This window comes from Bradyrhizobium sp. USDA 10063, from assembly GCF_054063735.1.
Window position 1 is genome coordinate 2,662,385 of record NZ_JBSSGP010000002.1, and the last position, 20,188, is coordinate 2,682,572.

Annotated in this window: 26 protein-coding genes; 15 read left to right on the plus strand and 11 right to left on the minus strand. The window is 64.1% G+C overall.

Annotation, left to right across the window (positions count from 1 at the left end; translation table 11 throughout):
* Positions 1 to 222 precede the first annotated feature (222 nt).
* From ACVJGD_RS14990 to ACVJGD_RS15000, 3 genes are all read left to right on the plus strand, one after another.
* Positions 223 to 606 carry a RidA family protein gene (locus ACVJGD_RS14990; protein ID WP_456635064.1) on the plus strand — a complete coding sequence of 128 codons (384 nt, stop codon included), beginning with the start codon at positions 223 to 225 and terminating at the stop codon, positions 604 to 606.
* Positions 603 to 1,166, plus strand: a complete 564-nt coding sequence (locus tag ACVJGD_RS14995; RefSeq protein WP_456635065.1) for a mismatch-specific DNA-glycosylase — start codon at positions 603 to 605, stop codon at positions 1,164 to 1,166. Before ACVJGD_RS14990 ends, ACVJGD_RS14995 begins: the two co-directional genes overlap by 4 nt.
* A 125-nt stretch (positions 1,167 to 1,291) precedes the next feature.
* Positions 1,292 to 1,549 (plus strand): hypothetical protein, encoded by a 258-nt coding sequence (locus ACVJGD_RS15000; protein ID WP_456635066.1) that lies wholly within the window; start codon positions 1,292 to 1,294, stop codon positions 1,547 to 1,549.
* A 434-nt stretch (positions 1,550 to 1,983) separates the two neighbouring features.
* On the opposite strand, the gene ACVJGD_RS15005 is transcribed toward ACVJGD_RS15000, so the two are convergent.
* Both ACVJGD_RS15005 and ACVJGD_RS15010 read right to left on the minus strand, forming a co-directional pair.
* Positions 1,984 to 3,159, minus strand: coding sequence for an IS110 family RNA-guided transposase (locus tag ACVJGD_RS15005; protein ID WP_456632918.1), 1,176 nt, complete (start codon positions 3,157 to 3,159; stop codon positions 1,984 to 1,986).
* Between the two features lie 901 nt (positions 3,160 to 4,060).
* Complete coding sequence (locus tag ACVJGD_RS15010; protein WP_456635067.1) at positions 4,061 to 4,501, minus strand: hypothetical protein; 441 nt, start codon at positions 4,499 to 4,501, stop codon at positions 4,061 to 4,063.
* 220 nt (positions 4,502 to 4,721) lie between these two features.
* Between ACVJGD_RS15010 and ACVJGD_RS15015 the strand changes: the two genes are divergently transcribed.
* Positions 4,722 to 5,489 carry an SDR family NAD(P)-dependent oxidoreductase gene (locus ACVJGD_RS15015; RefSeq protein ID WP_456635068.1) on the plus strand — a complete coding sequence of 256 codons (768 nt, stop codon included), beginning with the start codon at positions 4,722 to 4,724 and terminating at the stop codon, positions 5,487 to 5,489.
* A gap of 157 nt (positions 5,490 to 5,646) precedes the next feature.
* The gene (locus tag ACVJGD_RS15020; RefSeq protein ID WP_456635069.1) at positions 5,647 to 5,898 is read left to right on the plus strand and encodes a helix-turn-helix domain-containing protein; all 252 of its coding nucleotides are present in this window, start codon (positions 5,647 to 5,649) and stop codon (positions 5,896 to 5,898) included.
* An 11-nt stretch (positions 5,899 to 5,909) separates the two neighbouring features.
* On the opposite strand, the gene ACVJGD_RS15025 is transcribed toward ACVJGD_RS15020, so the two are convergent.
* Entirely contained in the window at positions 5,910 to 6,254 is a 345-nt protein-coding gene (locus ACVJGD_RS15025) for a hypothetical protein (protein WP_456635070.1), read from the minus strand.
* A 60-nt stretch (positions 6,255 to 6,314) separates the two neighbouring features.
* Here ACVJGD_RS15025 and ACVJGD_RS15030 point away from each other — a divergent pair, with 60 nt between their 5' ends.
* On the plus strand, positions 6,315 to 6,803 hold the full coding sequence (locus ACVJGD_RS15030) for a collagen-like protein (protein WP_456635071.1): 489 nt from the start codon (positions 6,315 to 6,317) through the stop codon (positions 6,801 to 6,803).
* Positions 6,804 to 6,841: 38 nt separating this feature from the next.
* On the opposite strand, the gene ACVJGD_RS15035 is transcribed toward ACVJGD_RS15030, so the two are convergent.
* Positions 6,842 to 7,108, minus strand: coding sequence for a DUF2277 domain-containing protein (locus tag ACVJGD_RS15035; RefSeq protein ID WP_456635072.1), 267 nt, complete (start codon positions 7,106 to 7,108; stop codon positions 6,842 to 6,844).
* A gap of 145 nt (positions 7,109 to 7,253) precedes the next feature.
* On the opposite strand from ACVJGD_RS15035, the gene ACVJGD_RS15040 reads away from it, so the two are divergent.
* Together ACVJGD_RS15040 and ACVJGD_RS15045 are read left to right on the plus strand one after the other, a co-directional pair.
* Complete coding sequence (locus ACVJGD_RS15040) at positions 7,254 to 7,499, plus strand: DUF2188 domain-containing protein (RefSeq protein WP_456635073.1); 246 nt, start codon at positions 7,254 to 7,256, stop codon at positions 7,497 to 7,499.
* Positions 7,500 to 7,586: 87 nt separating this feature from the next.
* Entirely contained in the window at positions 7,587 to 8,192 is a 606-nt protein-coding gene (locus tag ACVJGD_RS15045) for a pyridoxamine 5'-phosphate oxidase family protein (RefSeq protein WP_456635074.1), read from the plus strand.
* Between the two features lie 48 nt (positions 8,193 to 8,240).
* On the opposite strand, the gene bfr is transcribed toward ACVJGD_RS15045, so the two are convergent.
* Positions 8,241 to 8,726, minus strand: coding sequence for a bacterioferritin (bfr, locus tag ACVJGD_RS15050; RefSeq protein WP_456635075.1), 486 nt, complete (start codon positions 8,724 to 8,726; stop codon positions 8,241 to 8,243).
* 132 nt (positions 8,727 to 8,858) lie between these two features.
* Positions 8,859 to 9,122 carry a (2Fe-2S)-binding protein gene (locus tag ACVJGD_RS15055; protein WP_456635076.1) on the minus strand — a complete coding sequence of 88 codons (264 nt, stop codon included), beginning with the start codon at positions 9,120 to 9,122 and terminating at the stop codon, positions 8,859 to 8,861.
* Here ACVJGD_RS15055 and ACVJGD_RS15060 point away from each other — a divergent pair.
* The 3 genes from ACVJGD_RS15060 to ACVJGD_RS15070 all read left to right on the plus strand — a co-directional run bounded on the left by ACVJGD_RS15060 (position 9,043) and on the right by ACVJGD_RS15070 (position 10,215).
* The gene (locus ACVJGD_RS15060) at positions 9,043 to 9,222 is read left to right on the plus strand and encodes a hypothetical protein (protein ID WP_456640593.1); all 180 of its coding nucleotides are present in this window, start codon (positions 9,043 to 9,045) and stop codon (positions 9,220 to 9,222) included. The two genes, ACVJGD_RS15055 and ACVJGD_RS15060, sit on opposite strands and share 80 nt — an antisense overlap.
* A gap of 170 nt (positions 9,223 to 9,392) precedes the next feature.
* Complete coding sequence (locus ACVJGD_RS15065) at positions 9,393 to 9,701, plus strand: hypothetical protein (RefSeq protein WP_454620515.1); 309 nt, start codon at positions 9,393 to 9,395, stop codon at positions 9,699 to 9,701.
* Positions 9,702 to 9,933: 232 nt separating this feature from the next.
* Positions 9,934 to 10,215, plus strand: coding sequence for a hypothetical protein (locus ACVJGD_RS15070; RefSeq protein WP_130229897.1), 282 nt, complete (start codon positions 9,934 to 9,936; stop codon positions 10,213 to 10,215).
* A gap of 62 nt (positions 10,216 to 10,277) precedes the next feature.
* On the opposite strand, the gene ACVJGD_RS15075 is transcribed toward ACVJGD_RS15070, so the two are convergent.
* The 3 genes from ACVJGD_RS15075 to ettA all read right to left on the minus strand — a co-directional run bounded on the left by ACVJGD_RS15075 (position 10,278) and on the right by ettA (position 13,962).
* The gene (locus tag ACVJGD_RS15075; protein ID WP_456640256.1) at positions 10,278 to 11,510 is read right to left on the minus strand and encodes a lytic murein transglycosylase; all 1,233 of its coding nucleotides are present in this window, start codon (positions 11,508 to 11,510) and stop codon (positions 10,278 to 10,280) included.
* A 111-nt stretch (positions 11,511 to 11,621) separates the two neighbouring features.
* On the minus strand, positions 11,622 to 12,206 hold the full coding sequence (locus ACVJGD_RS15080; protein ID WP_456635077.1) for a TIGR00645 family protein: 585 nt from the start codon (positions 12,204 to 12,206) through the stop codon (positions 11,622 to 11,624).
* Positions 12,207 to 12,312: 106 nt separating this feature from the next.
* Entirely contained in the window at positions 12,313 to 13,962 is a 1,650-nt protein-coding gene (ettA, locus tag ACVJGD_RS15085; RefSeq protein WP_456635078.1) for an energy-dependent translational throttle protein EttA, read from the minus strand.
* A 254-nt stretch (positions 13,963 to 14,216) separates the two neighbouring features.
* Here ettA and ACVJGD_RS15090 point away from each other — a divergent pair, with 254 nt between their 5' ends.
* Entirely contained in the window at positions 14,217 to 14,405 is a 189-nt protein-coding gene (locus tag ACVJGD_RS15090; protein WP_456635079.1) for a hypothetical protein, read from the plus strand.
* A 126-nt stretch (positions 14,406 to 14,531) separates the two neighbouring features.
* Positions 14,532 to 15,494, plus strand: a complete 963-nt coding sequence (locus ACVJGD_RS15095; RefSeq protein WP_456635080.1) for a D-2-hydroxyacid dehydrogenase family protein — start codon at positions 14,532 to 14,534, stop codon at positions 15,492 to 15,494.
* Here the strand turns inward: ACVJGD_RS15095 and ACVJGD_RS15100 are convergent, their stop codons facing one another.
* A complete protein-coding gene (locus ACVJGD_RS15100) occupies positions 15,495 to 16,472 on the minus strand; it encodes a sugar-binding transcriptional regulator (protein WP_456635081.1) in 978 nt (325 codons plus the stop codon).
* Between the two features lie 123 nt (positions 16,473 to 16,595).
* Between ACVJGD_RS15100 and ACVJGD_RS15105 the strand changes: the two genes are divergently transcribed.
* Positions 16,596 to 17,801 (plus strand): ABC transporter substrate-binding protein, encoded by a 1,206-nt coding sequence (locus ACVJGD_RS15105; RefSeq protein WP_456635082.1) that lies wholly within the window; start codon positions 16,596 to 16,598, stop codon positions 17,799 to 17,801.
* The gene (locus ACVJGD_RS15110; RefSeq protein WP_456635083.1) at positions 17,798 to 19,126 is read left to right on the plus strand and encodes an amidase; all 1,329 of its coding nucleotides are present in this window, start codon (positions 17,798 to 17,800) and stop codon (positions 19,124 to 19,126) included. The genes ACVJGD_RS15105 and ACVJGD_RS15110 overlap by 4 nt, the downstream gene beginning before the upstream one ends.
* Before the next feature lie 16 nt (positions 19,127 to 19,142).
* Here ACVJGD_RS15110 and ACVJGD_RS15115 read toward each other — a convergent pair whose 3' ends face one another.
* Entirely contained in the window at positions 19,143 to 20,111 is a 969-nt protein-coding gene (locus tag ACVJGD_RS15115; RefSeq protein WP_456635084.1) for an NAD-dependent epimerase/dehydratase family protein, read from the minus strand.
* Between the last annotated feature and the right edge of the window lie 77 nt (positions 20,112 to 20,188).

Sequence of the window (20,188 nt, forward strand, 5' to 3'; positions counted from 1 at the left end):
CGCTCGCCACTCTTTATGCCTGGGCAGGTTTCGACCGAAACCGACACGCGGACTTATCGTTCGCGCCCAGGCGGACTTGCTTTCGGTGACACGACAATAGCGCCGGCGTTGGGGTGATGATCGTCGGCGAACATCGAAGGCCGGGCGACAAGCGTCCACGTACCCTTGGGGGATCGGGCGCACTTGAGCTATGATTTCCGTTTCGATCAAAGGTAACGCCCCATGCCCATCCACCACTTCCTTCCTCCGCCCGGCATCAAAGCCCCGCCGCTCTCCTTTGCCACGCGCGTCGGCGACATCCTGTTCATCTCCGGCATCCCCGGCTTCGACGCCAACGGCGAACTGCCCGACACCTTCGAGGCGCAGTTCGGCAATGTCGTTACCAATATGAAACGCGTGCTGACCGAAGCCGGCGCGACGATGCGTGATCTTGCCAAGGTCAACGTGCTGCTGACGCGCGCCTCCGACGTCGCCACGATGAACAGTCTCTACGCCGGCGCGTTCGGACCCGCCCCATATCCTGCGCGCACCACCTGCGTGGTGCACGCGCTGCCCAATCCCAAGATGCTGATCGAGATCGAGGGCGTGGCAAGCCTCGCTTCATGAGCGACGCGCCCGCTCTTCGCGAACGGCTGCCCGACCAGCTTGCCGCCGATCTGCGCCTGGTCTTCGTCGGCACCGCCGCGAGCCAGCGGTCAGCGGACCTCGGCCATTACTACGCGCATCCCGGCAATCGTTTCTGGCGCACGCTGCATCAGGTCGGCATCACGCCGCGCCGCTTTGAGCCGCATGAGTTTGCCGCGCTGCTCGACCTCGGCATCGGCTTCACCGACATGTGCAAGACGGGCGCGGGCATGGACCACCAGGCGCTCGCCTTCCCCGTCGATATCGAGGCGTTCCGCGCGAAGATGCTGACCTACCGGCCGAAGACGATCGCCTTCACCAGCAAGAAGGCGGCATCCCTGTTCTACGGACGACCGACATCAGCGATTGCGCTCGGCCGGCAAGCTCCGCTTCCGGATTTTCCTGATATCTTCGTGCTGGCTTCGCCATCGGGCGCGGCTTCTGGAAACTGGTCATTGAAGCCGTGGCAGGAATTGGCGGATTGGCTGCTGTCTCGCGAGCAAACGGATGACCCACATACCGTTGCTCGAAGCTGCCGGTGAAAATGCAGCCCGCCATGTCGCTGCGGCATTTCTATCAGCACCAAAAGCGCCACAAACGATCGCGAGAAAATCGGCGCCCCCGCCTCATTGCGGAGAGAAGCCAACATTTCGACAGGAGATCCGTCATGCGTCGCGCTACCGCCCTCTGTCTCGCTACCTGCTTCGCTGTTGCGGCCATCGCCGCCACGAGGCCCGCGGAGGCCGGGTACTATGTGATCCGCTGGGAAAACACCGGCATCTGCCAGATCTGGAACGAGGACCTGCAGCGCAAGCCCTTGGAATGGCCTTCGACCTACAAGGTGATCAGCAAGCCGGTCCCGACCTTCGCCGCCGCGATGACCGAGCAGGAGCAAATGCGGACGCAGCGCCGCTGCACGTTGTAAGTTGCGGAATCGTAGGGTGGGCAAAGGCGCGTCTGCCGCGCCGTGCCCACCATCAAGGACTTCGCACGTAATGGTGGGCACGCTACGCTTTGCCCACCCTCATATGGGGCTTTGTGAGTCAAGGCTCTTGAACCGGTGCGGGTTGGGTTTTTGCAGTGAGAGGGCGGCGCGCGGAGCCATGCGTAGCGCAGCGCGACGACCGGGCCCCGGGCGAGGATTGGCTTCCGAAGATTTCTGCAGCTCACTGCATCACCTCATATCCGGTCGGATCGGCTGATCCGTACCCACATTCCGCATGCTTGCGGCGAGGAAGCCAAGAGGATGAGACCCATCTACAAAGCGGCCTGGTTGGGCCCCTGGGTGGCACGGTCATCATCCATCCTGTACGGGGCGCGCGGCGCGGAGCCGCCTCGCCCTGGTGGCGTGGTCCGGTGCTAGGCCTTCATCACGGCCTGCTCCGGAACAAGGCCGGTGGTGAGATAGCGCCACAGCGCCACGATCAGCTTGCGCGCCAGCGCGACGATGGCGATGCGCTTGGCGCGCTTGCCGGCGTTTTCGGTGCGGGTGCGGAACCAGCGGCTGAGCGCGCTGTCCGGCTGATGGCGCAGCCAGAGCCAGGCCAGTTCGATCGTCTTGTGGCGGGCGCGCCGGTTGCCGGCCTTGCTGATCCCCTGCTCGCGATCGATGCTGCCGCTTTGCCAGGGACTGGGCGCCAATCCGCAATAGCTGGCGACCTCGCGCCGGTTGCGGAAGTCCTTGTAGAACACCTCGTTCACCAGCGTCGCGGCAAACGCCGGGCCGAGCGCCTTGAGCTGCTGCAACTGATCCCGTCGCTTCGCCATCGGCGCCGGCGCCGCGGCGGCTTCCGCCGCGACTTCTGCCGCGACTTCTGTAGCGACTTGGGCCTGCTCCAGCGCCTTGAGCTGGTCGCGCACCAGCATCAGCCGGGCATGCTCGCGCTTCACTTCGGCCAGAAGCTGCGGCGGCAGCGGCTGCCCTTGCCAGTCCCGCTGCTGCTCCAGCCAGGCGAGCCAGGTCCGTCGTCGCAAGGTGCCGGCCGCCATGCCCAACAGGCGCAGCAGCGCCTTGATCCGGTTGGTGTGCCCCGTCTGCTCCTTCACCAGTCGTTCGCGTTCGCGGCTGGCGCGCCGGGCGTCCTCCTCGGCCACGCTCGGCACCCGGACGATCCGCACCACCCGCGGCTCGCCTCGCAAATGAGCCATCAAGGTGCGCAGCAGAAGCTCGCCATCGATCCGGTCTGTCTTCGCCCGCCGCGCCCGTTGCTCCACCGCGATGCTCGCCGGGTCGAAGATGAAGTTGGTGATCCCAGCCGCCGCGAGCAGCCGGTGCAGCCAGAAGCCGTCATAGCCAGCCTCGTAGCAGCTCACCACCCGCGGCGCCGCTCCAAGCTTCGCAGTCGCCCGGGCCTTGACCTGCTCGATCAGCGCCAGCAGCCCGGCGTGATCGCCGCCTTCCAGCTTGTGGCGCGATATCCGGTCCCGATCCGGACTGTGCAGCGTCACCAGCCACGTCTTCTGACTCAGTTCGATCGCAACGAAAATCGTGCCACAATGCCCGGCGGTGGGCGTGTTCTTGGTCAATGCTTGCATCAGACTCTCCGATGGTTCGAGTGTGGAAACCCAAACCTACCGGAAAGGGCGCGCTCACCGCCCCATGGAATCTACAAGATACACGACCAACCGATCTACTTCCGTCATTGCGAGCGCAGCGAAGCAATCCATTCTTCCGCTTGCGGCGCTATGGATTGCTTCGCTGCGCTCGCAATGACGATGTGGTTGCTTTGGGTGCGACAAAACAACCCGACGGGCAAATCACCAAAAGTCTGTCCATCCCTCTTGCGAAAAATATTCCGCTTCCGTCGTCGGGCAAATCAGTGATTTAACTCCGCGCGTCTCACCCAGATGAGGGGCGGCTCGCGATCGTCACGAACGTTGCGGTGAGATGCGGTGGACGCGGGTGTTGCGACTGACGAGCGTGACACTCACGGACGGCGAAGTCGTGTGGTTCTGGCGCCCCGACGCTGGCGCTAAGTTTCTAGTGATCGAGCATCGCTAGAGGCGACGGTGGCAAGAAAGCCCGGTCACCGGGAAGAGCACGAAGTAAGCCGTAACACCATCGCGCAGGGAAAGCCGGAGTTGCTTCGGTTGACCTGTGGTCCTACCCCCGTGCTTTTTGTTGCACGGGGCCCACGGGTGCAACCGGCACCCGGCTTTCCCTGCGCCCTCTGATCTCGAAGAGGGTGGAACGGACGCAAACCTCGGACGCATCGCGCCGCGAGAATGCGGATTCACATCCTTCACGCTGTTTGACATTCAGATCAGGACTATCGCCCCGCTGTAGACAGCGGCGTACCCAAGTCTATCTCCTCACCCTGAGGAGGCCGCGCAGCGGCCGTCTCGAAGGGCGAGGCCAACAGCGGGGCCTCATCCTTCGAGACGCGGCGAAGATGCCGCTCCTCAGGATGAGGGGCAAACCGCGCCCCATACCTTGCTACTTCATCGTGATTGCGAGCCCGCTCAAATCGGCATTCGCCATCAATCCGACCTGGTGGCCGGCGAGTTCGAGCACGGCGCCCTTCTGATTGGTGAGCACGATGGCGCGGGCGCCGCCGCCGATTGCTAGACCCGCGCCGGCTGCGCCGTAGACGCCGGCGACATCGGAAGGACGATTGATGTTGCTGACGCGGCCGCGCAGCACCGTCTTCGAGCCGCCGAACACGAGGCCATAGTCGAGACCGCCGACCGACAGCGGGTATCGGCGCCCGTGAAAATTCAGCACGCCGCCACCGCCGGAGCCGCCGATGATCCAGCCCGCCTTATAGATCGTGAGCGAGACCGTGCCGCTGTCGGCATGGGCGGCCGAGGCGAGACTGGCGCCGGCGAAAGCGGTCAGCGCGATCAGCGCGGCACGAAAGGCGGATGGCATTTTCATATCAAGGTCTCCGGGATTTTCTTGAAGCATCAATGGCGAGGAGCATCGATTCGCACATTGCTGAGTGTAGCCCGGAAGCAGCGCGTAGGGTGGGCAAAGCGAAAGCGTGCCCACCATTCACGGCCGGTGCAAGAGATGGTGGGCACGCTTCGCTTTGCCCACCCTACAAATTGGATTACCCTCTCCACGGCGTCCAACAACAACCAGCGAGGAAACATCCATGGCCCTTCTCGAAAAGCACATCGCCGTCATCACCGGCGCGGGTTCCGGAATCGGCCGCGCGATCGCATTAGGCTACGCGCGCGAAGGCGCGCGCGTCGTGCTGCTCGATGTCATCGAGGGCGCGGCGGCGGAAGCGGCGAAGGAGATCCGCGACGCCGGCGGCAAGGCCGACAGCTTTGCGCTCGACGTCACCAGGCGCGAGGATTGCGTCGCCCTCGCAAAGGAGATCGCCGGCAAGATCGGACAGGTCTCGATCCTCGTCAATAATGCCGGGATTGCGCGGCGCAACGGCATGCTCGGCGCGGACGAGGCTGTGATCAAGGATTGGGAGGACGTCATCGCGATCAACCTCACCGGCGTCTTCAACGTGACGCACGCGTTCCTGCCGCAGATCCGCGCAGCGAAGGGACGCATCGTCAATATCGGGTCGATCCAGTCCTTCGTGCATGTGCGTACGCCGAGTTCGCCCGCCTACACGGCCTCCAAACACGGCGTGCTCGGCTTCACGCGGGCGCTCGCCGCCGAACTCGGCAGCGAAGGCGTGCGCGTGAACGCGATCGGCCCAGGCTTCATCGAGACGCCGCTGAACGCGCAAACGCGCGCGAACAATCCGGAACTCGCGAAGACCTTCATCGCGCACACCCCGCTCGGCCGCGCCGGCAAGGCGGAGGACATCGTGGGGCCTGCGATCTTCCTCGCCTCCGACCTGTCGGCCTACGTCACGGGATCGATCGTGATGGTGGATGGCGGCTACCGGGCGGTGTGAGCATGCCGCGGGCGGGAACCATGCGCAAATGTGGATGGTAGCGACCGCGTTAATCGTTTGTTAACCATCTGCGCCCACGGTCTCGCGCGGGCAAGGGGTTCGTGTTCTCGATGTTTCCGATTCGCATGTTGCGAACGGGCGTTGCTCGGGAGGTGTCATGTCCTATGTGTCCACGCAGCCCCTGCCGGAGATTCCGGCGGCCTCACTCGCCCCCAACGAAATCGTGCCGCTCCTGATCGGCGCCACCGTCGGCGAGGTCGAGCGCGAGCTGGTGCTGCAAACCCTGATCCGCTGCAATGGCAACCGCACGCGCGCCGCGCGCGTGCTCGGCGTTTCCGTGCGCACGTTGCGCAACAAGATCAGGAGCTATTCGGCTGACGGGATCGAGGTCCCCGCGCCGAGCGACTAAGCGGAACTGTCTTAAGCGTGCGATCGTGTGCTGCGCGCCCTCACCCACGCACCGAGTGTGATGACGAGCGAGATCACAGCTACGCTTCCCGCGATCAGCACGATCGCGCGCAGCACGAAGGCGGTCTCGACCAGCAACAGCGGTTGCGGCTCCTCGGCAAAGCCTATCGGCACGATGTCGGGCACCAACAGCCGCTCGGCACCGAAGGCAACCGCGAAGAGTGCGAGCGACAGCAAGAAGATCTTCCAGCCTGCGTTCATGGCTTCGCTCCCGTTCCACTGCCACACTGTGACGATGCCACGGAGCGCGATTGCATCATTGATGTTGATCAATCCGGCAATGGCGGCCCCGCGCAATTGAAGCGCTCGCCAAACGCCGCTAAGAACGCCCGGGCGCAATTTTCTCGGAGTGCAGCAGTGGCCGATGATGCTTCCAGCCGGCGCGGACCACCGGGCGCGCCGGGCCCACGCGGCCGGCCCGGCGAACAGGGACGGCCGGGACCACAGGGACATCCCGGCCGGCGCGGCCCCGACGGGGCGCGCGGCAAGCCGGGTCCTCAGGGCAAGCCGGGAGCGCAGGGCAAGCCTGGTCTGCAGGGCAAGCGCGGTGAACCAGGCCCGCAGGGCGCACTCGGTCCGCAAGGTCCCGCCGGGCCGCAGGGGCCGGCCGGTCCGCGCGGCGAGCCGGGGCCGCCCGGGCAACTGCCGTCGATCGAGCAGGTGATGCCGTGGCTGCACATGATCTTCGACGCCTGGGAAGACTACCGCCGCGAGCGTGAGCAGGAGGCGGCCGAACGCGACGCATTGGCTGCAGCCGTGATCGAGCCGGCCGATGACTTCGACGATCCCGACGATGACGAGGATCGCAAGGACAAGAAAAAGAAGAAGAACAAGGGCAAGAAATAGGCCGCGCACCGTGAGCCAGCTCACGCCCGCCGCGAGGCTTATCCGAACCGCAGCCGCGAGCGCTCCTTCGCCTTCTCCGCCTCCACCTCACGATCGCGCGCCGGTGCCGTGGTGTGTAGCGAGACCAGAAGCCGGCGCGCGGCGTCCGAGACTTCTGCGACCGCGCGATCAAAGGCGGCTTCATTGGCCTGCGACGGCTTGTTGAAGCCGGACAGTTTGCGCACGAACTGCAGTGCGGAAGCGTGGATCTCGTCCTCGGTCGCGGGCGGTTCGAAATTGAACAGCGTCTTGATGTTGCGGCACATGCTTTGCTCCTGTCACCGGCGGCCCTGGATCCGTTACCCTTCCCAAGGACGATCGGCCCATGGAAATTCCTACATCATCGCCTATTCTGTCATGAAAGCGGCGGCGGCTTCACCCTGCCGGCCGCAACTGTGAAGCGAGTTCCCGATGAGCCATGTGGTCTACAAGATCGTCGAACATGACGGCGGATGGGCCTACACCGTGGACGGCGTGTTCTCCGAACCGTTCGCGACCCATGCCGCGGCGCTGGCCGCGGCCCGCCGTGCCGCCGCCGAGCAGCGCGTGCCCGGCCGCACCGAGGCGATCGAGTATGAAACCCCTGATGGCCAGTGGCACACCGAGACCGCGGCGGGCAGCGACCGCCCCGAGACGGATGTCGAGGATCGCGGCTGAGAATGAGCATGCTTCCTCAAGCGCGGGATGACGGCGGAATTTCGCGATGATACGCTTTATCACAAAGACGACATCCGGAGACCGCCCGTGACCGATCTTGCCGCCGCCGACCTCACCTCGATCTATCCGAAGCCGACTGCGCGCGTGATCGCGAAGGCGCGGCCGGAGATCGATGTGCATGCGAGGAAGTTCATCGGCATGTCGCCGTTCTGCGTGCTGGCGACGTCCGGCTCCGACGGCAGCGTCGATGCCTCCCCGCGCGGCGGCAATCCGGGCTTCGTCAGCGTGGCCTCGCCGAACCTTTTGTTGATGCCGGACCGCTCCGGCAACAACCGCATCGACAGCTTCCGGAACATCGTCGAGGGCTCCGGTTTTGTGCAGCTTATCTTCTTCGTGCCGGGGATAGACGAGACCCTGCGGGTCGGCGGCAAGGGACGCCTCTCAGCCGATCCCGAACTCCTGGCCTCGATGGTGGAGTTCGGCAAGCCGCCGCGCGCGGTGCTGCGCATCGACGTGACGGAAGCCTATTTCCACTGCGGCAAGGCCTTGATGCGCTCAAAGCTGTGGTCGGCGGACACGCGCGTCGAGCGCAAGGTGTTCCCGAGCATCAGCGAGGTAATCCACGACCAGACCACGCTCGGCGAGCCGGAGAGCCAGGCGGTGGTGGAAGAGCGCTACAAGACGCAGCTCTGACGGATCACCCTCCCCTCTCCGGGACAGGGTGGAAATCCTCGGCGCGCCTCAGTCCCCGTTCTCGAGGTGGCCGACGTGCTTCTGGGTGTAGAGCTCAAGGCCGATGCGCGCGATCAGGTCGAGCTGGGTTTCGAGGAAGTCAATATGGTGTTCCTCGTCCTTCATCAGTTTCTCGAATAGATCGCGGCTGACGTAGTCTTTCACGCTGTGACAATAAGTGGCCGCTTCCTCGTAGAGCGCGCGGGCGCTCATCTCGGCGGCCAGATCGCACTCGATGATCTCCCGGACGTTCTGGCCGATCCGCAGGGGATCGAGCACCTGCATGTTGGGAAAGCCATCGAAGAAAATAATGCGGTCGGTGAGCTTGTCGGCGTGCTCCATCTCCTCGATGGATTCCTTGCGCCATACCTTGGCCATCTCCAACAGACCCCAATTGTTGAGGAACCTGTAGTGAAGCCAGTATTGATTGATAGCCGTAAGCTCGTGGCGCAGGCCCTTGTTGAGATATTCGATGACCTTAGGGTCGCCCTGCATAGTCCACTCCAAATGCTTAAAGGCCCGAGCGGGCCCGACTCCAACTTTAGAACGTTTCTAAATCAGATTATGAACGAGAGCAACCCTCCTCTGGGAGGGCGCATGCGAATAGATTTGGGGAAATCCCGGGGCTCAGCAGGCCGCGAGCGCGAACTCGGCGTTGGCGCCTTCGTCGGCCGCCTCGTGGCTGTGCGGGCAGCCGCTGCAGCAGGCCTTGGCGCAGGGTCCGAGCGCCTCGTCGATGATGGTCTTGATGGTCCGGGCGCAGCGGCCGCATTCCATACTGCAACCGAGGCAGCCATGGAGCTGCTTGGCATTGCGCGGCAAAGACCCGCCGGCGCTCACGGCACTGCGGACGTCGTGGTCGCTAATGACGTTACAGGAACAAACGATCATCGAGAAGGCGGGTCCGGTCGGTGATGCTGACCTAAGAAATATTGAAGGCGACCAGACGAAGCAAAAGGAAAAACAGGAATTTGAAGCAATTCCAAACTGATGGCGGAGGCAGATTGGAATGAGTCTAAGTGTGATCTGTATCATCGCGCCTCAGGCTGGTCACCGTTTCTCCGACGATCCGCCACGGCGTTGATTGATCGTCACAGGGAAATGTGGAACTCTGATAGAGACCAGTGCCCCCAAAGGGATGACTCGAAGAAAGGTGAGGCCATGAGGAAGACATTGCTCGGATTTGCCGCCATCGCATTGGCCGGCTCGATCGTGGCGGCACCTCCTCCCGCGCATGCGCAGCGCGGCGTTGCCGCGGGCGTTGCGGCCGGACTGATCGGTGGCGCCCTTGTCGGCGGTGCGATCGCTTCGCAAAACCGATACTACGGTCCCGGTTATTACTACGGTCCGGGCCCCGGCTATTACGTCGCCGACGATCCCCTTGAGTACGGCCCGCCCTGCGTCTGGCAGCGCCAGCGCTTCTGGGACGGCTATGGCTGGCGGGTGCGCAGCGTGCGCGTCTGCGATTAACGCGCATTCACCTTCATTAAATCTCACACAGGATGCCGGAAAACCCCGGGTTTTCCGGAACCTTAATAGCTGATGGCCTGAAAAAACCGTTTTTTTCAGGCCATTAGCGCGCGGACGTTTACTTTCGATTGACTGTTGTGCGCTCTTTTTGCGACAGGCATTTCGAAACCAGCGTGCGAGTCACCGTTAAACCCGGCGTCGGCTGATGGCGCCATCCAGGAGAGCCCAAGACATGAAGAAGACATTAGCTGCCTTCGTCGCGGTCGCAACGATTGCCGGTTCGCTGGCTGTCGCGCCGGCCGCCAAGGCCGGAGATGGCCAGATCGCAGCCGGCGTTGCCGGCGGCCTGATTGGCGGCGCCCTGCTCGGCGGCGCGATTGCAGCGAGCCGTCCGGCTCCGGTCTATGTCGCACCGGCACCGGTCTACGTTGAAGAAGCTCCGTGCCGCATGATCCGCGAGCGCTTCTGGGACGGCTACGGCTGGCGTTTCCGCCGCGTCCAGGTTTGCGACTAAGCCGACCCGGCAGGTAAAGTTGACCAAATTCAAAACCCGGCCCTTTGCGGCCGGGTTTTTGTTTATCTTGCCGCGGCCATCGAGCGCAGCACCGCTTCGCTCGGCCAGCAATCGACTTTCAGGCCGGCCGATTTCTGGTAGGCGCCGAGCGCGGCGCGGGTCTGCATCCCGGCCTTGCCGTCGAGCTTGTCCTTGTAGAGACCGATCCGCGTGAGATGGCGCTGCATCGCCTCGACATCGGCGGTGCGCAATTGCGTCGTGGCCGACCAGGGCGTTGCGAACGGCAACGGGCTCGTCATGCGGTCGGCCAGATGGCCAACGAACAGCACGTAGAGATCGGAGAAATTGTATTCCTTGATGACGAAGTAATTCTTCGTGGACAGGAATGCGGGGCCGTAGATGCCCTCGGGCTGCAACAGCGAGGCGGGCTGCGCCTGCTCCGTCGCACTGAGTTTCTGTCCGCGCACCGGCACAAAGCCCGAGCGCAGCCATTCGCCGATCGGCCTCGTCACCTCGGGCACGCCCATCGTGCAATCGACGTTGGCTGGCGTCTTCACCTCATAGGACCAACGCACGCCCTTCTGCCAACCCTTGTTGACGAGTTGCTGTGCAGCGGAAGCGAGCGCGTCCGGGACCGAGTGCCAGATGTCGATGCGGCCGTCGCCGTCGAGATCGACGCCGTGCTTGTAATATTCGGACGGCAGGAATTGCGTAAGCCCAGTGGCGCCGGCCCAGGACGAGCGCATCTCCTGGCGCGTCACCGCCCCTTCGCCGAGGATCTTCAGCGCGAGGATGAACTCGGTGCGGTACTGGTCCTTGCGGCGGCCGACATAGGCCTGTGTCGCGACCACGCGCAGGGTGTCGTAGGGCAGCTTGTAGCGGCCGTAATCGGTCTCGCGGCCCCAGATCGCGAGCACCACGGTCGCCGGCACGCCGAAGCGATTTTCGATCTCATTGAGATCCGCGCGGTACTTCTGCATCAGCCGCTGCCCTTCGGCCGCAAGCCGCGCGATCGAAGCTTCCTTGATGTAGTCGGCCGGCACCTGGACGAATTCGGCCTGCGACGGCGCGCCGGTCGCGGGTCTGCCCGGCAGGATCAGGTCCGGCAATTTGTAATCAGGCTCAAGCCCGCGCGTCTGCGCATCAAAGGTTGCACGCGACACACCGGCCGCTTGTGCTTCTGGCCACAGCGAGGCGATGAACTGCGTGAAGGCGGCGTCGGCAGCAGCGGCAGGTGAGACCGCTGGTAACGTCAAGAGCAGGAGGCCGAAGGCGAGCGTACGAAAGACTGGCAAGTCGAGCGGTTTGTTCACACGGCGGTCCAATCGAAGTGCTGTCCTGTGTTCGAGGCGCGCATCAGTCGTGCTATTTCGTGAAACTAGCACGCCGGCGCCGCGGCCGCATCCTCAATGTCCGGCCGCCTGCTTGGCCCCTTCAACCGAGGCATTCGACAGCCGGTCGACGACGGCAATGCCGATCGCGGACAAGATGAAGACGGTGTGGATGATGGTCTGCCACATCACGCCGGTCTCGGTGTAGCTGGTCTTGCCCGACGTCAGTGCACCGGCCTCGATGAATGTTCGCAGCAGGTGGATCGAGGAGATGCCGATGATCGCCATCGCCAGCTTGATCTTGAGCACGCTGGCGTTGACGTGGCTCAGCCATTCCGGCTCGTCGGGATGTCCCTGCAGATTGAGGCGCGATACGAACGTCTCGTAGCCGCCAACGATCACCATCACCAGGAGGTTCGAGATCATGACGACGTCGATCAGGCCAAGCACCGCCAGCATGATCTGCTGTTCGCTGAAATCGAAGGCATGGGCGAACAGGTGCCACAGTTCCTTGATGAACAGCACCACATAGACGCCCTGGGCGATGATCAGCCCGACATAGAGCGGCAATTGCAGCCAGCGCGATCCGAAGATCAGCATGGGAACCGGGCGCAGCGAAGCGATCTTCGGCGGCACACGTGCGTCGGAGGTGGCAGACATTATGAATGGCTCGTTGCAGGATCTGAGATTGCGGAGCGCTATATCTACGCAATCTCGCCGTGGTGAAAAGCGACAACTGGCCGCAGCAATCGTCGCCAAAGCGCCGTCACCGCGTCAGCTTCTTGTACTTCACGCGATGCGGGATGATCGAATCCTGGCCGAGACGCCGCATCTTGTCCTTTTCGTAATCCTGGAAGTTGCCTTCGAACCATTCGACATGGCTGTCGCCTTCGAAGGAGAGGATGTGGGTGGCGATGCGGTCGAGGAACCAGCGGTCGTGGCTGATGATCACGGCGCAGCCGGCGAAATCCTCGAGCGCCTCTTCGAGCGCGCGCAGCGTGTCGACGTCGAGGTCGTTGGTCGGCTCGTCGAGCAGCAGCACGTTGGCGCCCGACTTCAGCATCTTGGCAAGATGCACGCGGTTGCGCTCGCCGCCCGAGAGCGCGCCGACCTTCTTCTGCTGGTCGGCGCCCTTGAAATTGAAGGCCGAGCAATAGCCGCGCGAATTCACCTCGCGCTTGCCGAGCAGGATCAGTTCGTTGCCGCCGGAAATCTCCTCCCACACCGTCTTGTTGCCCTCGAGGCTGTCGCGCGACTGGTCGACATAGCCGAGATGGACGGACTCACCGGTCGTGATCGTGCCCTGGTCCGGCTTCTCCTGCCCGGTGATCATGCGGAACAGCGTGGTCTTGCCGGCGCCGTTCGGACCGATCACGCCGACGATGCCGCCGGGCGGCAGCTTGAAGGTGAGATTGTCGATCAGCATGCGGTCGCCGAACGACTTCGTCAGGCCTTCGAAATCGATGACGTTCTGGCCGAGCCGCTCGGCCACAGGGATGATGATCTGCGCGGTCTGGGTCTGCTTCTCGCTCGCCTTCTTGAGCAGTTCCTCATAGCGCTGGTAGCGCGCCTTGGACTTCGCCTGGCGCGCCTTCGGCGAGGCCGCGATCCATTCCTGCTCGCGCGCGAGCGTGCGCTGATGCGCGGCCTCTTCGCGGCCCTCCTGCTCGAGCCGCTTCTGCTTCTGCACCAGCCAGGACGAGTAGTTGCCCTCATAGGGAATACCGCGGCCGCGGTCGAGCTCGAGGATCCAGCCGGTGACGTTGTCGAGGAAGTAGCGGTCGTGGGTCACGATCAGGATCGCGCCGGGATACTGCCTCAAATGACCTTCGAGCCAGGACACCGACTCGGCGTCGAGATGGTTGGTCGGTTCGTCCAGCAGCAGCAGCTCGGGCTGGTCGAGCAGCAGCCGGCAGAGCGCGACACGGCGGCGCTCGCCGCCGGAGAGCTTTGTGACGTCGGCGTCGTCGGGCGGACAGCGCAGCGCGTCCATCGCCTGGTCGACCTTGCTGTCGAGATCCCAGAGGCCCTGGGCCTCGATCTCGTCCTGCAACTTGGTCATCTCGTCGGCGGTCTCATCCGAGTAGTTCACCGCCAGCTCGTTGTAGCGGTCGAGGATCGCCTTCTGCTTGGCGACGCCCTGCATCACGTTCTCGCGTACGGTCAGCTTGGAATCGAGCTGCGGTTCCTGCTCGAGATAGCCGACGCGGGCGCCCTCGGCGACCCAGGCCTCGCCCGTGTACTCCTTGTCGAGGCCGGCCATGATCTTGAGCAGCGTCGATTTACCGGCGCCGTTGACGCCGAGCACGCCGATCTTGGCGTCCGGGTAGAAGCTCAGGTGGATGTTATCGAGCACCTTGCGGGTCGGGTAGCTCTTGGTCAGACCTTGCATGAAATAGATGAACTGGCGGGCCATTGAGTCCCCTGGAATCGGCAGGATTTGTGGAAATTTTTGCTGCCGCCGATGTAGCCGCCGGGCCCTCAAAGCGCAACCGCACACCGCATGTTTTCCATCCGTTCACCCCGATGAATACGGGATCGAAACCATGTGCGCGCAAGATCCGTACATTTGAAACCATCTTTTAATAAATCGGGCGAAATCTCGTTTTCAGCGTCGAAAACGGCATTTTGCGCGCGAGAGCCGCGCATAACGAACAGGAGGGCTGTGTCATGGCAACGAGCACGTCCCTGCCCGCCCCCGCGGCCAGCCGCGCTGGCCTTGCGAAGATCATCGCCGAACTCCGCGCCTTCTGGCGCCAGTTCTTCACCAGGGCATTCAACCCTTACCGGCCGGAACTGCACTATATGCGCGGGCCTGGCCCGGCCTGGCGCGCCAAGCACAGAAGTCGCTTGAGTTGAGCCTGTCGGATATTTGAAGCGGACGTTCCCGAACTCCGCTTGCGCAACCCCACGATTGCGCGCAACCATGACGAGCTTTCCTGACGGTATTTTCGCCGTCCTTTTTCGCCAGAGACGGATGCTTCGATGACGCGGCTGCGCTGTGCAATCCTCGACGACTATTTCGACCTGTCACTTTCGGTCGCAGACTGGTCCAGGATCAAGGACCGCGTCGACATCACCGTGTTCAGGGAGCCGTTTGCGAGCCAGGCGGCGGCCGCGAGCGCGCTCATCGATTTCGAGATCGTCTGCGCGATGCGCGAGCGCACCGCATTCGCGCGCGCACTGTTCGCGGCGCTGCCGAAGCTGAAGCTCCTGCTGACATCAGGCATGCGCAATGCTGCGATCGACGTGGACGCCGCCAAGGACCACAAGGTCGTGCTGTGCGGCACGCAATATAGCCGCGACCCGACCGCGGCGCTGACGTTCGGCCTGATCCTGGAACTGACCCGCGGCATCGGCCGCGAGAACGCCCGGATGCATGCCGGCGAGCCCTGGCAGACCTTTGCGGGCGTCGAGATCGAGGGCCGCACGCTTGGCGTCGTCGGGCTCGGCAAGCTCGGCAGCCGGGTAGCAAAGCTCGCACAGGCGTTCGGCATGAACGTCATCGCCTGGAGCCCCAATCTGACGGCCGAGAAGTGCAAGGAGGTCGGCGTCGGCTATGCCAGCAAAGAGGAATTGTTTGCGACCGCCGACATCGTCACCATCCATGTAGTGCTGAGCGAGCGCTCGCGCGGCCTGGTCGGCGCCGCCGATCTCGCGCGGATGAAGCCGACGGCCTATCTCGTCAATACCGCGCGCGGGCCGATCGTCGACGAGAACGCGCTGCTGGAGGTTCTCACTGAAAAGAAGATCGCAGGCGCCGGCATCGACGTGTTCTCGGTGGAGCCGCTTCCGGTCGACCATCCCTTCCGCAGGCTCGAGAATCTCGTGCTCACCCCGCACCTTGGCTACGCGACCCAGGAGAGCCTCGGCATCCACTACGGCCAGATGGTCGAGTGCATCGACACCTGGACCAAGGGCGGCGAGCCGCCGCGGCGATTGGCGTAATCATCGATCTTCACAAAGGGCGATCGCGACCCGCTCGTCGGTGATGAGGATGTCGGCGAGCCCCGCGCGGATCGCGGCCCTGATGATCGGGAGCTTCTGAAGACCACCGGCGGCAAGGATGCGCTCGCGCACCGCCTTCAGATCGCGCATGGTCGGATGGACCACTCGGCTGGTCAGGGGATGGGTGACCTCGTTGCCGTCCTTGTCGAGATAGTGGCCGCAGATATCGCCGACGGCGCCGGCGTCGCGCAGCGATTGCCACGTCTGGCGCGAGATCACGCCATATTCCAGCGCTTTCGATTGTTCGGACAGATCGATGGCGCTGAACAGCGCAATATCCAGTTCCGCTACCATGGCGAGAACCGAGCGGACCGGCTCGCTGGAAACCAGCGCATCGCGAAGCTGCGCGGTCGGCGCGAACATTGGCGCAGTCACGTAGTAGCACGTCGCGCCCAACGCGCGCGCCATCATCGCAGCATTGTCGTAAGGGTTGATCGCCGTGCTTTCGGCAAGCCCGCCGCACAACAGAACGACACGGCAGCCATCACCGGCGCGGCGGCGCAGATTTTGCGCGGCCATGTTGATCGTGCCACCCCAGGTGATGCCAAGCGTCCCGGCGGGCGGCAAATGCTCGGAGATGTAGTGGCCGGCAGCGGCCCCAACGAGGTTGCGGACATCAGTATCGCCGATCGGTGCCGGCACGACGATGGCGTTACGCAACTTGAAGCGTGCAACCAGGCGGGCTTCAAGTTCGCTGCAAGGACCGAAGGGGCTGGCAATTGAAATCTGGACGACGCCGCGCTCGCGCGCCTCTCCGAGGATCTGGTTGACACGCTTCCGGGTGATTTTCAGGTGCTGTGCGATGACGTCCTGGGTCTGCCCCTCCTTATAGTAGTGCCAGCAGATGCGGGCGACCAACGCGTCGCCGTTCTCCACCTCCGGCCCGAACGTTTCGATTTCCGTCGCCTGTCTGGTCACGCTGTTTCCCCATCGACCCCGATATCTACGTCGCTTGCGCCTCAAGTTACATATGTACCAACATTGTCACATGTGTGTCTTGGCGACTTGTTAGGCTGCTCCGTACCTAGCGGGAGCAGCCTAATGTACCGGAAAATCCTGATTTCAATTGCACTTAGCTCGATATTCACCTCGCCGGCCTTCTCTCAATTCTCGGACAACAAGGTCGTCATTGGCGTCATGGGCGATCAAAGCGGCGTAGTCTCCGATGTCGGCGGGCCGGGCTCGATCAAGGCCGCGCGCATGGCCGTTGCCGATTTTGGCGGCTCGATCGACGGGGTCCCGATCGAGATCATCACCGCGGACCATCAGAACAAGCCGGATGTCGCCTCAGCCATCGCACGCGAGTGGTTTGACCGGCAAGGTGTCGACGCCATTGTCGACCTGCCGCATTCGGGCGCGGTGTTCGCGCTGATGACGATCGCGACCGAAAAGAAGCGGTCGCTCCTGGTATCGGGTGCCGCCAGCGTCGAAATCACTGGCGCACGCTGCTCGCCCTACGTCACCCATTGGACCGACGACACTTACGCGCTGGCGCGCGGCACGGCTGCGGCGCTGACCGAGCAGGGCCAGAAGTCCTGGTTCTTCCTGACCGCCGACTACGCGTTCGGCCATGACCTGGAGAAGGACGCCAGTGCCGTGGTGCAGGAGCGCGGCGGCAAGGTGCTCGGCAGCGCGCGTCATCCGCTCAACACCGCCGATTTTGCCTCGCTGCTGTTGCGCGCCCAGGGCTCGAACGCGCAGGTGGTGGCGCTTGCGAGCGCCGGCGCCGACACCGTCAATGCGATCAAGCAGGCCGGCCAGTTCGACATCATGCGCACGCAGAAGATCGCGGCGCTCCACGCTTTCGTGACCGACGTCCACAGCCTCGGCCTGGAAGCGGTGCAGGGACTGATCATCACCACGGGGTTCTATTGGAATGACAGCGACGGCACCCGCGACTTCGCGCTGCGCTTCCTGAAGGAACACGGCCGAATGCCGACCCGCGAACAGGCCGGCGTCTATTCCGGCGTGCTGCATTTCCTGAAAGCGGCGAGAAGCCCGAAAAGCGACGATGCCGCGATCGTCAATGCCGAGATGCGCCAGCTTCCGGTCGATCGGTTCGGGCGGCAGGCCGTCCTGCAGCAGAACGGCCGCGTCGCCTATGACCTCGGCGTCTACCGCGTGAAATCGCCGGCGGCGAGCCGGCAGCCCTGGGACTATTACGAGCGGATCGCCACCGTTCCCGCCGCGACCGCGTTCCGCCCGGCGGCCGAGTCCGGCTGCAGCATCACAGCCTCAGTTCGATGATGACCGACCCTGCGCTTCCAAACCACCTGTCGGCCAGCATGCTGGCCGACAGGCTCAAACGCGGCGACATAAACGCCGTCGACCTGATGAATGCCTGCCTGGACCGGATCGCCGCGCGTGAGCCTGATGTCAAGGCGTGGGCCTTCCTCGATGCGGAACGGTCGCGCGAGCAGGCGCGGCGTGCGGACGAGCACCGCGCATCAGGCGGGCCGCTCGGCGTGCTGCACGGCCTGCCGGTCGGGGTGAAAGACGTATTCGACACCGCCGACATGCCCTCCGAATATGGCAGTGAGACGCTTCGCGGCTGGCGGCCAAACGCCGATGGGGATGCCGTGGCGGCGCTGCGCCGCGCCGGCGCGATCATTGTCGGCAAGACGGCGACATCCGAATTCGGGATGTACCATCCGAGCCCGACCCGCAATCCTCAGGATCTGTCGCGCTCGCCGGGCGTGTCGTCGGCGGGTTCTGCCGCCGCCGTCGTCGACCACATGGTGCCGCTGGCGCTCGGCACGCAGCATACCGCCTCGACCACCCTTCCCGCGTCGTTCTGCGGCGCGTTCGCGTTCAAGCCCTCGCTGGGATTCACATCGATGGCGGGATCGAACGTACTGGTGCCGCGGATGGCGCATCTCGGCCTGCTGGCCCGCTCGGTCTCGGATCTGTGCCTGTTCGCCGGGGCGTTCGATCCCGCATTGGCCGCAGTTCAGCCTGCGGCCTCAGCGCCCCGTCTTGGTGTAGTGAAGGGGCCGGGCTGGAAGCTGATCGCCGACGACGCAGGCCAGGCATTCGAGACATTCATCCAGTCACTGCCGACCGCGACTGTGGAGGTCGAACTCCCGGTTGAATTCGATCAGGCGCTGGACGTCACCTTCGGGCTGCTCAACGCGCATCTCGCCTATCGCTTCGGCTCGGCGCCGGCCGAAACCATCCGCCGCTATTGCGCGCCGCTGCAGCAGGGCATCGAAGCCGGCCGCACCGTCAGCGCGGCACAATACCTCACGCTCGATGCGCAGGCCGACCGTCTCGTCGAACTGGCCTCGCTTCTGTTCATCGAACACGACGCGTTGATCACCCTGTCGGCGCCGGGCGAGGCGACCAGGCTGGAAGAAGGACCGGGCTCCGGCGTCATGTCGATGCCATGGAGCCTCTGCGGCCTGCCCACCGTCTCGCTGCCACTGCTCAGGGGCAGTCAGGGGCTTCCGATCGGCGTCCAACTGATAGGAGCTCGTGGGCGCGATGGCGACTTGTTGCGCGTCGCCGGTTGGCTCGAGAATGCGGCCCTTTCCAATCAAGCGCGCAGCAGCGCAGGCGGCCTGGAATTCTGATGCGACGCGCGATCCTTCAGGCGGCCGCGCTGTGCCCGTCGGAGTGCCCGGCGATTTCGGCACAGCCGGTACGCCAGGAAGGATGCGACGGATGCCAACCGAGCTCGCGCCTGGCTTTGACGTTCGAGCCCGCCCGCACCTCGGTCATCATCGCCACCATATGTTCGCCGGCGAGCAGTCGGCCGAGCCAAGTGGGCACATGAAATGGCGGCTTGGCGCCCACGATCGCCGCAAGCGCCGGCAGCCATTCGCTGACTTCCGCGGGCTCGTCGTCGACGATGTTGTAGATGTTGCCCGCCTTGCCGCGCTCGATCGCGGCGACAGTCGCAGACGCCGCATCCGCGACGTGGATGAATGACCACCAGCCGCCGCCGTCGCCGATCATCGGCACGCGCCGGCGCCGCAATTGATCGATCATCGCCCGCGACAGTATTCCGGTATCGGGGCCGTAGAACGATCCGTATCGGAGCACGATTCCTTCCGGCTGTTGCGAGCCGGTGACGGCCCGCTCCAGGTGCTGGATCGCTTCCAGGGTGCGGCGCAATTCCTGCGGCGGATCGGGATCGAGTGGATCGGCTTCGGTTTTGACGGGCGCGCCGCCGCGGCCATAGGTCCAGCCGCAGAAGCTTTGCGCGACGAAGCGCCTGACTCCGGCTTCGCGCGCGGCCGCCAGCAGGAAATCGGTGCCCAGGGTGCGCAGCCGGTTGGTGACCGCGAAGGCGCGATCGAAATGGCGGAGATCGGTGACAGCGGCGAGGTCTGTCATCTGATGGACGATCACCTCGGGCTGCTTCGCAATGACCGCGGCGCGGATGGCCTGTGCATCGAGCCCATCGACGATGACAGGCTCCGCGCCCATCTGCTTGATCGCCTCGGCCTTCGCCGGCGTTCGCGTGGTGCCGATCACGGAATGGCCGGCCAGGATCAGGGCGGGAACGAGTTGCCGTCCAATGGCGCCGGTGGCGCCTGCCACAAAGATGCGCATGGCGTGGTCCCCATGTTCGTTGCGACCATCCGGCACGTAATCGGGCCGACCATGAATTCAAGCACGCAAATGCGACA